A 13,119-nucleotide genomic window follows, 5' to 3' on the forward strand; every position below is an offset into this window, starting at 1 on the left:
CCCTCGTGTCGGCCAATTCTGATTGGACGCCGCGTTTTTGTGGTCCTTTTTACAGACGTGATGATTTGATATCGGCATGAGCGAACTGGTTGCGGCATTGCCCATGTATGACTGGCCCGAAGTGCGCGGCGAGGTCGACGCGCAATGGGGGCAATTGCGCGATGCCTTCCGGCAAAAGGGCATCGACGCGCCGCAAGCCATCGCGCGCAGCAATGGCGATCTGCCGCCGGTGCCGGGCGGCATCCATGATGCCCAAGGGGCGCTGATCGCGCCGGATCCTTCGACATTGCCGCCGGGCGAACTCGATTATCACAAGCTCTGGCTGCATCCGGCGCTGCTGTTCGCGCAGACCTGCTGGGGGCCGATGGAACTCGGTCTGTCCAGCCATGTGCAAGTGATCGGCCAGCCAAGCTATGACGCCTATGAGGGCGGGCAGGGCGAACTCTATTCCAGCGCGCTGGTGATGCGGACGGGCGAGGGGCCGGAAGCTCGCTCGCCCGCGGACGGCAAGGCCTTGCTGCCGCTCGACCTGTTCCGTGGCAAGCGCTTCACCTTCAACAGCCTGGATTCCATGTCGGGCATGATCGGGCTGACGCGTGATCTGCAGGCGGCCGGCGAAAGCCTCGATATCTTTTCCTCGCGCAGCGAAAGCGGCGGTCATCGCGCTTCGATCGTTACTGTTGCCGAGGGCAGGGCAGATGTCGCAGCAATCGACTGCGAAAGCTGGGCGCTGGCGCAGCGTTTCGAACCGGCGGCACGCAAAGTCGTGATCGTCGGCTGGACGGCGCGGCGCAAGGGCTTACCCTTCATCACCGCCAGGACGACGCCGGAAAAGACAGTCCGGGCAATGCGCGAAGCCCTTGCCAGCCTAAGCGAGCAGCCTCGCATCCAACGGGTAGGTTGAAAGCTGCTCATTGCCGGTCTCGGTGATCAGGATCTGCTCCTCGATCTTGACGCCTTCGCGCCCGCCAAGCCTGCCGATATAGCTTTCCACGCACAGCACCATGCCGGGTTCGATCACGCCGTCCGGCGTATCCGGCGTCCAGTCGCTGGCATGCGGCAGCGTGGGGTATTCGTCAGCCAGGCCGACGCCGTGGTAGAGCACGCCGTAGCGGGTCGAGAAGCAGTCTCCCGGCGGCACCGCCGAGCGCTCGACAAGGTCGCGAAACGAGATGCCCGGCTGCATCAACTGCGTGTTGTGCTCGATCTGGTCGGCGGCGATGCGGAACAGGTCGCGCTGCTCATTGCTCGGCTTGGCATCGCCGCACAGCCAGGTGCGCGACAGGTCTGCGCAGAAGCCGTATGGGCCGATCAGGTCGGTGTCAAAGGCAACGAGGTCGCCGGCCTCGATGATGCGCGACGAGCACTCCTGGAACCACGGATTGGTGCGCGGGCCGGACGTCAGTAGCCGCGTTTCGATCCATTCGCCGCCGCGCGCAATGTTGCCGCGGTGCAGCTCGGCCCACAGTTCGTTCTCGGAAATGCCGGGCTGCAGAGCCTGTTCCATCTCGCCCATCGCCGCCTCGCAGGCGACAATGGTGCGGCGCATGGCGAGGATTTCGTCCGGTGATTTGATCAGCCGGGCATTCTCCATCACCGCTTCGCCATTGCCGATGGAGATGCCGAGACGGGCGAGTTCCTCGACGCCTTCTGGATTGATGTGATCGACCGCGATGCGGCTGTTGCCGCCGCCATGTTCCCTCACCAGATCGGCAATGCCGGCGGCCCAGCGGCGGACCTTTTGCTCCGTGAGTTCGCCGCTGTAGAGATACATCCACGAGACAGCCGGGCGCACTTCGTCGACGACGCCGGAATGGTCAGACAGATGCTCGCAGGAGAAATAGTCGAACAGCACCACAGGGCCTTCGGTGGCGACGAAGCAATGCCGCGTCGGATTGTGCGCCACCCACAGCTGCATGTTGGTCGAGTCGGTGGCGTAACGGATGTTGACGGGGTCGTAGAGCAGGGCGCCGGCATAGCCGCGCCGCTTCAGCTCGGCGCGGATGCGCTCCAGCCGGTATTTGCGCATCGCCGGAAGATCGGGGGCGGCAATGCCTGCCGCCGCCCATTCTGCTTCAGCCTGCGCGCCATAGCCCAGCACATGCTGGTTGAGCGACGCCGCCTTCTGGCGGGAGCCTTCACGCAATTCCTCGATCGAGCCAGGCTCGAACGGCATGATCTTGCGATGGCGGCCGAAGCCGCCTTTTGGCGCCGCGCCGTCCATGGCTGAACCTCAGGTCCGCATCTTCTCGCCGCTCGGGTCGAAAGGCGCCTCGACATTGATGCGCGCCGGGCGACGGTGTCCGAGGATCTCGATCTCGAACAGGCCGGCACTTTCGTCCTCAGCGAGTGCCGCAGGAACGTAGCCCTGCGCCATCGACTTCTGGACATAGTGGGCATAGCCGCCCGACGTCACCCAGCCGACCACGCGCCAGTCGCCATCGACGATGCCGCGCACGGCAGAAGCGCCTTCGGCAGCCTTGGAGCCACGCACTTCCTCGCCCTTGTCGTCGAAGCGCGGCGCGCCATAGCCATGCGGCTTTTCCACCGTGCCAAAATCCTTGCTGACCTTGGCCCAGATCGGCTCGTCGCCCATGACGTCGGCATCGGCGGCGTCGACGATGAAGGAGACGCGGCGCAGTTTCGGGCCTTCCGCCTGTTCCTTGGCAGCGGCTTCGCGGCCGATGAAATCGTTCTTCTCGAGCTTGATGAAGCGGTCCATCGAGCCTTCGAATGGTCCGTAGATCGGCCGCAGCTCGCGGAACCAGGTCGGGAAGTTCTTTTCCAGGCGCATTGAGAGCAGGGCGCGCATGCCGAAATCGACCAGGCCGAATTCCTCGCCGGCATCCTTGATCGCCTTATAGACCAGGCGCTGGTAGGCCGGCGCCATCCAGATCTCGTAGCCGAGATCGCCGGTGTAGGTGATGCGGTTGACCATGCAGGGGGCGCCGCCGACTGCCATCTCGCGGAAATCCATGAAGCGGAAGGCTTTGGTCGAGATGTCCGTATCCACGAGCTTTTGCAGCAGATCACGTGACTTTGGTCCGGCGATCGACAGGCCGACCAGCGTCTGGTCGAAGCGATGGATGCGCACCGAACCGTCTTTCGGCAGGTGCTTCTCGAACCAGCGCATGTGGTATTTCTGCGCGGCCGAAGAGCCCCAGATCATGAAGCGGTCTTCGCCGGCCTTGGCGATGGTGAAGTCGCCGATCAGCTTGCCGAATTCGTTGATCATCGGGGTTAGCACGATGCGGCCGGTCTTCGGCATGCGGTTGGTCATCAGCCGGTTGAGGAACTCTTCCGCGCCCGGCCCCGACACTTCGTATTTGGCGAAGTTGGCGATTTCGGTGACGCCGACGCGCTCGCGCGTGGCGCGCACTTCCTCGCCGATCGGGCCGAAATCGTTGGAGCGGTGGAACGAGACGATATCCCTGGGCTCCTTGCCCTTCGGCGCGAACCAGAGCGGGGTTTCAAGGCCCCACGAGTCGCCCATGACGGCGTTGTTGGCGAGCATGGTGTCGTAGAGTGGGGTCGTCTGCGCCGGGCGTGCGGCCGGCAGTTCCTCATTGGGGAAGCGGATCGAGAAGCGGCGCGAATAGTTTTCGCGCACCTTGGCGTTGGTGTAGCGCAGACCGGCCCATTCGCCGAAGCGGGCGACATCCATGCCCCAGACGTCGAAGCCGGGATCGCCATGCACCATCCAGTTCGACAGAGCGAGGCCGACGCCGCCGCCCTGGCTGAAGCCGGCCATGACGGCGCAGGCGCACCAGAAATTGGTCAGGCCCTGCACCGGACCGACCAGGGGGTTGCCGTCGAGCGCGAAGGTGAAGGGGCCGTTGATGATCTGCTTGATGCCGGCCTTCTCGATGCCGGGGAAGTGCTTGAAGCCGATTTCCAGCGACGGCGCGATGCGGTCGAGATCGGGCGGCAGCAGTTCATGGCCGAAATCCCAGGGTGTGTTGACCGGCGACCATGGCTTGCAGGCTTTCTCATAGGTGCCGAGCAGGATGCCGTTGCGCTCCTGGCGGGTGTAGATCTCACCCTTGAAGTCGAGCACGCCGATCATCTCGCGGCCGGTCGACTTGTTGAACTCCTCGACCTCCGGCATCGGCTCGGTCAGGAGATACATGTGCTCCATGGCCAGCACAGGCAGTTCGACGCCGACCATGCGGCCGATCTCACGCGCCCACAGGCCGCCGCAATTGACGACATGTTCGGCGTGGACCGTGCCCTGTTCGGTGACGACGTTCCAGGTGCCGTCCGGCTGCTGCGTCAGATCGACGACGCGGTTGCGCAGCACGATCTCGGCACCGAGTTTCTTCGCCGCCTTGGAATAGGCGATGGTGGTGCCGGACGGGTCGAGATGGCCTTCGACCGGATCCCACATGGCGCCGACGAAGTTCTTCTCATCCATCAGCGGGAACATCGCCTTGGCTTCGGACGGTGTGATCAGCTCGGTGTCCATGCCGAGATAGCGGCCCTTGGCGTGGGCCAGTCGCAGGAAGTCCATGCGCTCCGGCGTATCGGCCATCATCACGCCGCCGGTCAGGTGCAGCGAGCAGGACTGGCCCGAGATTTCCTCGATCTCCTTGTAGAGCTGCACGGTGTAGGCCTGCAGCTTGGCGACGTTGGGGTCGCCGTTCAGCGTGTGGAAACCGCCGGCCGCGTGCCAGGACGAGCCGGAGGTCAGCTCCGAACGCTCGATCAGCATGATGTCGGTCCAGCCGGCCTTGGCCAGGTGATAGAGCACCGAGCAGCCGACGACACCGCCGCCGATGACAACCGCTTTTACATGGGATTTCATGAAGATAGGTCCGTTTTTGCGTAAATTGAATCAGAGGTTTCGGTCGCTGGCGGTCACGACGCCCGCCATGCACGATCAAAAATCGGTCGGCGCGCCGCCTTCGGCCGTGCGCTTCTGGACGAAGTCGTTGAGTTCCTCGCGGATCGCCGGATCCATGTAGGGCTCTTCATAGGATGCCAGCCGTTCCTTCCAGACCTTGTTGGCCTTCTCCATCGCCGTTGGCGAGCCAGCTTCCGCCCAGGTCTCGAAATTGCGCCAATCGGAAATGATCGGCGAATAGAAGGCGGTCTTGTAGCGGTCCTGCGTATGCTGGGTGCCGAAGAAATGGCCGCCGGGGCCAACCGACTGGATGGCGTCGAAGCCGAGCGCCTCCTCTGACAGGTCGAGCGGGGTGAGGAATTCGGCCACCATCTGCAACAGGTCGATGTCGAGAATGGTTTTCTCGTAGGAGCAGCGCAGGCCGCCCTCGAGCCAGCCGGCGGCATGCATCATCAGATTGCCGCCGCCCTGGATGGCGCCCCACAGCGAGAACACGCTCTCATAGGCCGCCTGCGCGTCGACCGTGTTGGCGGCGCAGGTGTTGGAGGTGCGGTAGGGGATGTTATAGCGGCGGGCAAGCTGGCCGCCGACAAGCTGCGCCTTCATATATTCGGGCGTGCCGAAGGCCGGTGAGCCGGACTTCATGTCGACATTGGAAGTGAAGCCGCCATAGCCGACAGGCGCGCCCCTGCGCACCATCTGGGCAAAGGCGATGCCGGACAGCGCCTCGGCATTCTGCTGCACCAGCGCGCCGGCGATGGTGACCGGCGCCATGGCGCCCGACAGGGTGAAGGGCGTGACGACAACGACCTGGCCCTTGCTCGACATCTGGATGATGCCTTCCATCATCGGCACGTCGAGCTTGAGCGGCGAATTGGTGTTGATGATGGTGAAGACGGACGGCTCCTCGAGCAGTTGCTCGTGGCTGATGCCGCGCGCGATCCTGGCGATCTCGATGCCGTCGACATTGCGCTCCTTGCCGAGCGAATAGATGTGAAACACCTTGTCGGTCAGCGTGGCGAGGTCGCGGATGCATTCGAGGTGGCGCACCGACGGATGGATATCGGTCGGCTCGACCGGATAGCCGCCGGTGCAGTTCAGGATGTTGTGCATCTGCGCCAGGCGCAGGAAATTGCGGTAGTCGGCCTGGTTGCCGGGTCGGCGGCCTCGATCGATGTCGGAGCAGTTCGGCGCCGACGCCATCATCGAGATGATCAGATTGTCGCCGCCAAAGCGCACATTATGCGCAGGGTTGCGGGCATGGATGGTGAATTCCGACGGGCAGTGCGAGATGAGTTCGAGGATCATGTCGCTGTCGAAGCGTACGCGCTCCGAGCCTTCGCGCACATCGGCGCCATGCGCCTTCATGATGCGGCGGGCTTCGTCGTGCAGGACGTCGACGCCGATTTCCCTGAGCACGCGCAAGGAGGCGAGGTGGATCGATTCCAGCTCGTCTTCCGACACCAGCCTTGTCGGCGCCAGCGGGTTTTTCAGCTGGCGGAAAGCCGGTTGCTCGAACGCGGCCGAGCCTCCGGCGCGCTTTCCGGCGCGGCCGCCACGGCGGGCACGGTCGGGTGCCAGGGCCGGTTCTAAGGGGTTTACGGCGGCGGTCATGATGGTCCTCGTAGGATGCGAATAGCGGGCGGCATAATGGACCGGCGGCCCGCCGGCCATTGCGGAGGCGGCGACCACTAGGGCGAGGGAAGCGACATGCCGGAACGGCAGCTGTGTGGCCGCGGCATCGCCTGATCACCGCGCTGTTGGCGCAAGCGGATTTAGCTTACCGGCCCTTTCTTTCCCCGAATTGAACCCGTAGCTGGTGGGCCTTGCCGGCAGGGAGGTCAGCCGGCACCTCACATGGAATGATGGAATGGTCGCAACCAGCTCGAGCGGAGGCGAAGCGGGGACGCAGTGGGCAGCGCTCGCCGGCGTCACCGCGGCACTTGCCATGTTTGGCGCCGCGCAAGGGCTGAGCTCACCGCTGTTCACGCTTTTGATGCAGAAGCAAGGCATGTCGCCCGGGCTGATCGGCCTGTCGGCGGCGATGATGCCGCTCGGCCTGATCCTGTCGGCCTCGTTCGTGCCAGCGGCGGTGCGGCTGGTCGGTGCGCGCAACCTGGCGGTCGGCTGCTCGCTGATCGGCGCGCTGTGTTTCCTCGGCATCGGCTATCTGCAGAACTGGATGGCCTGGTACATCATCCGCTTCATCATCGGGGTCGTCATCAATCCGCTCTATATCCTGGGCGAGGTCTGGGCGCTGTCGCTAGCGCCGCCTTCGCGGCGCGGCCGGGTGATGGGCGTGTTCAACACGCTGATGGGCGCCGGTTATGCGGCGGGGCCCTTCACCCTGACCTTCGTCGGCACGTCGGGCTGGGCACCCTTCAGCGTCGGCATCGGTGGCTTCGTGCTTTGCGCGGTCATCCTGCGCCTTGTCTCCTCGAAGCTTACCGGGTTCGAGGATGACGGGCAGCCAGCCGGCAGCTTTGTCGGCTTCGCCCGGCTGGCGCCGGCGCTGCTGCTGGCCGTGCTGGTCTCGGCCGCCGTCCAGCAGAGCACCTATGCGCTGGTCCCGGTCTTCGGCACCGGCTATGGCCTGCCGGAAGCCGTGCTCGCCGCGCTGGTGATGGCACTGTCGCTCGGCAACATCCTGCTGCAGATCCCGCTCGGCCTGCTGGCGGAACGGTTCGGTGGCCGCCCGATGATCGTAGCCTGCGCGGTGGCGACGGCAATCTGCGCGGCGCTGCTGCCGCTGCTGATCACCACGCCGCTGATCTGGGGCGTGCTGCTGGTGATGGGCGCGGTGGGCTACGGCGTCTATACGATGGCATTGGTCGAACTCGGCAGCCGCTTCAAGGGCACGCTGCTCGTCACCGGCAATGCGGCCTTCGCCCTGCTGTGGGGCGTTGGCGGCATTGTCGGCCCGCCGGGCGCCGGCCTGCTGATGCAAGGCATCGGCCCGCTGGGCCTGCCCGTGGTGATCTTCGGTCTCGATGCGGCTCTGGTCGCCTTCGCCTTGTTCCGCTCCTCGCAACGCCGAGCCACCTGACATGGATCTGGCTGGAGCAAGCGCTTTCCGCCGGCGGGGCTTACCGCTGTTTGGCCGAGCCGGTAATCCTGCCGGGCACCAACGGTAGGACCATGGCCGCGGCGGATTCGAAAACTGGCGAAGGAATGCAATGGGCGGCGATCACCGGCGTGATCGCGACCGTCTCGGTGTTCGCCATCGCGCAGGGGCTGTCCTATCCGCTGCTGAGCTTCATCCTGCAGCGCCAGGGCGTCTCGCCGGCGATGATCGGCCTGTCGGCGGCCATGACGCCGATCGGCTTCATCGTCTCGTCGCTGGTGATCCCGGGGCTGGCGCGGCGGTTCGGGGCGGGGCGCACGGCGCTTACTTGCGCCGCGCTCTCGGCCGTCGTGCTGGCGCTGATCGGCTGGACGCAGAATGTCTATCTGTGGTTTCCGCTGCGCTTCCTGATCGGCGTGGTGACCAACCCGCTATATGTCTTGAGCGAGATCTGGGTGATTGCCCTTGCGCCGCCGGCCAGGCGCGGGCGCATCATGGGCGTCTATTCGACGATCATTTCGGCCGGCTTCGCGGCCGGCCCGCTCTGCCTGCTCGCCGTCGGTACGCAGGGATGGCCGCCCTTCCTCGTCGGTATTTGTGCCTTCGTGCTATGCGGCATGTGCCTGGCGTCGGTGCTGCCGCGCCTGCCGAAGGTGGACGAGGCCGGGCATCGGGTTTCCGTTCTGGGCTTCGTACCGATGGCGTGGCTGCTTCTGTTGGCGGTCATCGTGGCCGCGGGTTTCGAACAGGGGGCGCTGGCCTTGCTGCCGGTCTATGGCAACCACTATGGTATCGCGGAAGCCCGCATGTCGGCGCTGCTGTCGATGATGATCGCCGGCAACATTGCCATGCAGGTGCCGCTCGGCCTGCTGGCGGAGAGGCTGACCGCACGCCTGGTGCGGCTCGCCTGTGTTTCCTTGACCGTGCTCGGATGCGTGTTGCTGCCGCTTCTCATCGAAACGCCGCTGATCTGGCCGATGATCTTCGTCTGGGGAGCGGTCTCCTACGGCATCTACACGATGTCGATCATCGAGCTGGGCGAGCGTTTCACCGGCTCGACCCTGGTCGCCGGCAACGCCGCCTTCTCGCTGATGTGGGGCGTCGGCGGCATAGCCGTGCCGCCGCTGGCCGGCAGCGCCATGGATATACTGGGTGCGAGAGGCCTGCCGATCACGCTTTGCCTCATGTGCCTGGCCCTGACGGTCGCGAGCCTCGCTGGTCGCGCGAAGGCCTAAATCCTTGGCTGCAACTCTTGAATATCGGACGCGGCATGTCGATGTTGCATGCCCAAGCATTGCCTATTTGGAGATTCCATGACCAAGCCCATCGCCAAGCCAGAAGCCGATACCGCGGACCCCTTCCTCTGGCTGGAGGACAGGACCAGCAAACAGTCGCTCGACTGGGTGCATGGCCAGAACGAGATCGCGGTTGGCGAATTGCAGGGCGATCCTTCGTATCAGGCGTCGTTCCAGACGGCACTCGACCTGATGACGGCCGAGGACAACATCGCCGTCGGCGCGGCTGTAGCCGGCCACGTCTATAATTTCTGGCAGGACAAGACCAATGCGCTCGGCCTGTGGCGCCGCACGACGGTCGCTTCCTACAAGACCGAGAAGCCGGTCTGGGAAACGATCATCGACTTCGACGAGCTTGCGGCGAAGGAGGGGATAAAATGGGTGTTCAGCGGTGCCAGCCGGCTCTATCCGGACTTCAGCCGCTGCCTGCTGTCGATGTCGCCGGACGGCGGCGACGCCAGCGAGATGCGCGAATTCGACATCGAAACCAGATTGTTCATCGAGGGCGGGTTCCGTGCGCCGGCTTCCAAGTCGGGTTTCGGCTGGCTGGACAAGGACACGGTCATCGTCTCGGCGGCGTTCGAGGAATCCGACAAGACCGAGTCCGGCTACCCGCGTGTGATCAAGCTCTGGAAACGCGGCACGGCGCTGGAAGAGGCGACGCCGATCTTCGAGGCGCAGAAAGACGATCTCGCCGCAGGAGCCGGCGTCGAGTTCGACGGCGAGAAGCGTCACGTGTTCCTGGCGCGGGCTATCAATTTCTTCGCGTCGCACAGTTTCCTGCATCTCCCATCTGGCGAAAACAGGCGCATTCCGCTGCCCGACGACGCCACCGACACATCGCTTTTCAAGGACCAGCTGGTGTTCGGGGTGCGCACGCCATGGATGGCACCGGATGGCACGGTGTGCAAACCGGACGGGCTCTATTCGCTCGATTTCGCGCACTGGATCGAAAGCGGCGGTTTCGGCGCCATCGAAACCTTGCTGGCGCCGGCGCATCGCGTGTCCATCGCCGGGCTCGCCAGAACGCAGGACCGGCTGTTCGTCAGCCTGATGGACAACGTGCGCGGCAAGGTTCTCGTCTGCGAGCGCAAGAATGGCGCCTGGTCGCTGAAGCCGGTCGCGTTGCCTGAGAACGGCACTGTCGGCATCAGCCATGCCGAGCGCTTCGGCTCCAGCGTGTCCTTCTCCTTCACGGATTTCCTGACGCCGAGCTCGATCATCTGGTCGGATGACGACGGCGAGACGCTTGCCACGGTGAAGTCGCAGCCGGCGCGCTTCGATGCCGCGCCGCTGATCTCGGAACAGTTCGAGGCGCGCTCGAAGGACGGCACGATGATCCCATACTTCGTCGTCCGGCGCCGTGACCAGAAAGGGCCGGTGCCTACGCTGCTCTACGGTTATGGCGGCTTCGAAGTGCCGCTCTTGCCGGGCTATGCCGGCGTGCGCGGCAGGCTGTGGCTGGAGAAGGGCAATGCCTATGTGCAGGCCTGCATTCGCGGTGGCGGCGAGTTCGGGCCCGCCTGGCACCAGGCGGCGCTGAAAGGCAATCGCCAGAACGGTTTTGACGATTTCGCCGCGGTGGCCGAGGACGTCGTCAGGCGCGGCATCGCGACGGCTGCCTCGCTCGGTATCCAGGGCGGCTCGAATGGCGGCCTGCTGACCGGCGTTTCGCTGACGCAGCGCCCGGAACTCTTCGGCGCCGTCATCATCGAGGTGCCGCTGCTCGACATGCTGCGCTACACCGAATTGCCGCCCGGCGCCTCATGGATCGCCGAGTATGGCGATCCGTCGAAGCCGGAAGACGCCAGGTGGCTGTCCGCTTATTCGCCCTACCAGCATGTCAGGGCGGGTGCCGCCTATCCGCCGGTGCTGCTGACGACCTCGACCGCCGATGACCGCGTCCATCCCGGCCATGCGCGCAAGATGGCGGCTCGCCTGCAGGAGGCCGGCCACGCCAGGACACTGTTCTTCGAGGAGACCGAAGGCGGCCACGGCGGACGGGGCGACCGCCGGCCGCAGGCGGCGCAGACGGCGATGAAATATGTGTTCCTACAGCGGGCACTGAGAGCCAAGGTATAAGGCGCGTCGCGACGCGCTTTATGCCTTTGTTTTCGTGCATGTCGTTCTCCTAAGACCGGGACCACCTTTGGGCGACATGCATAGAAGTATTCCGTCATGGGCCAAGCAAAGGGTGGTTCACCTCGGCCAGCCTTTGCTCTAAGGTGCCGGGCATGGCTCCTGCTATGATCTTTGTCTGCACGTTCGGGGTCGCGGTGACACCGTCGCCGCGCACGCTGCGCGCGGAGCTTTTGCGACTGTGCGCCCGCATCGGTTATTCGCCGCCCGCCAGCCTCTGATGCATTCGCCCCGGCGCCAGCCGGACTGAATCCAGAGGAAAGAATCAAACATGACCTATCAGAATTATTCGCTGAAGCAGCTTCAGCAGATCGACGCCGCGCACCATCTCCATCCCTTCACCGACCACAAGGAATTGCGTGAAGCGGGTTCGCGCATCATCACCCACGCCAATGGCCCGTTCATCTACGATTCCGAAGGGTTGGAATTGCTCGACGGCATGGCCGGCCTGTGGTGCGTCAACATCGGCTATGGCCGCGACGAACTCGCCGAGGCCGCCTACGCCCAGATGAAGGAACTGCCTTACTACAATTCCTTCTTCAAATGCTCGACGCCGACGCCGGTGCTGTTGTCCAAGAAGCTGGCCGAGATCGCGCCGAAGAACGTCAACCAGGTGTTCTACGGCTCCTCCGGCTCGGAAGCCAACGACACCGCCTTGCGTCTTGTACGCCACTACTGGGTGATCGAGGGCAAGCCGGAGAAGAACCGCATCATCTCGCGCAAAATGGCCTATCACGGCTCGACCATCGCCGCCACGTCGCTCGGCGGCATGGATGCCATGCACAAGCAGCTCAACGGGCCTGTGCCCAACATCGTGCATGTGATGATGCCCTATGCCTATGAGCTGGCGCTGCCGGGCGAGAGCGATCATGATTTCGGCCTGCGCGCGGCCAAATCGGTCGAGGACGCTATCCTCGAGGCCGGCGCCGACAAGGTCGCGGCCTTTATCGGCGAGCCGGTGATGGGCGCGGGCGGCGTCAAGATCCCGCCGGCGAGCTACTGGCCCGAAGTGCAGCGCATCTGCCGCAAATATGATGTGCTTTTGATGCTGGACGAGGTCATCACCGGCTATGGTCGCACCGGCGAGTGGTTCGCGGCCCAGACCTTCGGCATCGAACCGGACACCATCACCACGGCCAAGGCGCTGACCTCGGGCTATCAGCCGCTGTCGGCGCTGCTGGTCGGCGACCGCATCACCTCGACGCTGGTCGAGAAGGGCGGCGAGTTCAACCACGGCTACACCTATTCCGGGCATCCGGTGGCCTGCGCCGTGGCCTTGAAAAACCTCGAGATCATCGAGCAGGAAGGCCTGGTCGAGCGCGTCAGGAACGACACCGGGCCTTATTTCGCCAAGGCCTTGCAGGAGCGCATCGCCGGGCATGACCTGGTCGGCGAGGTGCGTTCGATCGGCCTGATGGGCGCGATCGAGATCGTCAAGGACAAGGCGACCAAGGAGCGGTTCCTGCCGTCGGGAAGTGCCGCGGTGACGGTGCGTGACCATGCCATCGCCAATGGCATGATGCTGCGCGCCACTGGCGACACCATGATCCTGTCGCCGCCGCTGATCTGGACCCGCGACACGATCGACATGGCCTGCGAGCGGATCGGCAAGGCGCTGGATCTGGCGCAGGCCGATCTGCGCAAGCGGTAAGGCGAACCTCGACCGGGCGTTTCTTCAGGGGAACGCCCGCCCTCGAGAAACATACTGCCTCCATGGGGAACAAACTTCACCCTCCGCGCGTAGTGTGTGGGGCGGCAGCCATCCGGCTGTAGCAAGG

At 64.5% G+C, this 13,119-nt stretch carries 9 protein-coding genes; 6 read left to right on the forward strand and 3 right to left on the reverse strand.

Translation table 11 applies throughout. The annotated features are described in order from the left end of the window. Positions 1 to 76 precede the first annotated feature (76 nt). Positions 77 to 904: a phosphate/phosphite/phosphonate ABC transporter substrate-binding protein gene (locus JG747_RS18505; RefSeq protein ID WP_038647376.1), complete on the forward strand. Its 828-nt coding sequence runs from the start codon at positions 77 to 79 to the stop codon at positions 902 to 904. Here JG747_RS18505 and JG747_RS18510 read toward each other — a convergent pair. The 3 genes from JG747_RS18510 to JG747_RS18520 form a co-directional block, all read right to left on the reverse strand. Further along, positions 869 to 2,224: a M24 family metallopeptidase gene (locus JG747_RS18510; protein ID WP_019858679.1), complete on the reverse strand. Its 1,356-nt coding sequence runs from the start codon at positions 2,222 to 2,224 to the stop codon at positions 869 to 871. The two genes, JG747_RS18505 and JG747_RS18510, sit on opposite strands and share 36 nt — an antisense overlap. 9 nt (positions 2,225 to 2,233) lie before the next feature. Beyond that, a complete protein-coding gene (locus tag JG747_RS18515; RefSeq protein WP_038647375.1) occupies positions 2,234 to 4,804 on the reverse strand; it encodes a GcvT family protein in 2,571 nt (856 codons plus the stop codon). A 75-nt stretch (positions 4,805 to 4,879) separates the two neighbouring features. Next, positions 4,880 to 6,457, reverse strand: a complete 1,578-nt coding sequence (locus tag JG747_RS18520) for a trimethylamine methyltransferase family protein (protein ID WP_027046944.1) — start codon at positions 6,455 to 6,457, stop codon at positions 4,880 to 4,882. A 256-nt stretch (positions 6,458 to 6,713) separates the two neighbouring features. Between JG747_RS18520 and JG747_RS18525 the strand changes: the two genes are divergently transcribed. The 5 genes from JG747_RS18525 (at position 6,714) to JG747_RS18545 (ending at position 12,992) form a co-directional block, all read left to right on the forward strand. After that, positions 6,714 to 7,889, forward strand: coding sequence for an MFS transporter (locus tag JG747_RS18525; protein WP_202359776.1), 1,176 nt, complete (start codon positions 6,714 to 6,716; stop codon positions 7,887 to 7,889). A 92-nt stretch (positions 7,890 to 7,981) separates the two neighbouring features. Continuing rightward, positions 7,982 to 9,142, forward strand: coding sequence for an MFS transporter (locus tag JG747_RS18530; protein ID WP_202359777.1), 1,161 nt, complete (start codon positions 7,982 to 7,984; stop codon positions 9,140 to 9,142). A 78-nt stretch (positions 9,143 to 9,220) separates the two neighbouring features. Continuing rightward, positions 9,221 to 11,284: a prolyl oligopeptidase family serine peptidase gene (locus tag JG747_RS18535; RefSeq protein WP_202359778.1), complete on the forward strand. Its 2,064-nt coding sequence runs from the start codon at positions 9,221 to 9,223 to the stop codon at positions 11,282 to 11,284. 152 nt (positions 11,285 to 11,436) lie between these two features. Next, positions 11,437 to 11,562, forward strand: coding sequence for a capsid protein (locus JG747_RS18540; protein WP_080643747.1), 126 nt, complete (start codon positions 11,437 to 11,439; stop codon positions 11,560 to 11,562). A 50-nt stretch (positions 11,563 to 11,612) separates the two neighbouring features. Then, on the forward strand, positions 11,613 to 12,992 hold the full coding sequence (locus tag JG747_RS18545; RefSeq protein WP_038647369.1) for an aspartate aminotransferase family protein: 1,380 nt from the start codon (positions 11,613 to 11,615) through the stop codon (positions 12,990 to 12,992). Positions 12,993 to 13,119: the final 127 nt, after the last annotated feature.

Origin of the sequence: Mesorhizobium sp. 131-3-5, assembly GCF_016756575.1 — a bacterium.
Classification (GTDB): domain Bacteria; phylum Pseudomonadota; class Alphaproteobacteria; order Rhizobiales; family Rhizobiaceae; genus Mesorhizobium; species Mesorhizobium jarvisii.

What these genes read in the sequence shown, in the direction of transcription:
- JG747_RS18540 (WP_080643747.1), top strand. Translation starts at nt 11,437, where the DNA reads ATGGCTCCTGCTATGATCTTTGTCTGCACGTTCGGGGTCGCGGTGACA.
- JG747_RS18530 (WP_202359777.1), top strand. Translation starts at nt 7,982, where the DNA reads ATGGCCGCGGCGGATTCGAAAACTGGCGAAGGAATGCAATGGGCGGCG.
- JG747_RS18520 (WP_027046944.1), bottom strand. Translation starts at nt 6,457, where the DNA reads ATGACCGCCGCCGTAAACCCCTTAGAACCGGCCCTGGCACCCGACCGT.
- JG747_RS18525 (WP_202359776.1), top strand. Translation starts at nt 6,714, where the DNA reads ATGGTCGCAACCAGCTCGAGCGGAGGCGAAGCGGGGACGCAGTGGGCA.
- JG747_RS18505 (WP_038647376.1), top strand. Translation starts at nt 77, where the DNA reads ATGAGCGAACTGGTTGCGGCATTGCCCATGTATGACTGGCCCGAAGTG.
- JG747_RS18510 (WP_019858679.1), bottom strand. Translation starts at nt 2,224, where the DNA reads ATGGACGGCGCGGCGCCAAAAGGCGGCTTCGGCCGCCATCGCAAGATC.
- JG747_RS18515 (WP_038647375.1), bottom strand. Translation starts at nt 4,804, where the DNA reads ATGAAATCCCATGTAAAAGCGGTTGTCATCGGCGGCGGTGTCGTCGGC.
- JG747_RS18545 (WP_038647369.1), top strand. Translation starts at nt 11,613, where the DNA reads ATGACCTATCAGAATTATTCGCTGAAGCAGCTTCAGCAGATCGACGCC.
- JG747_RS18535 (WP_202359778.1), top strand. Translation starts at nt 9,221, where the DNA reads ATGACCAAGCCCATCGCCAAGCCAGAAGCCGATACCGCGGACCCCTTC.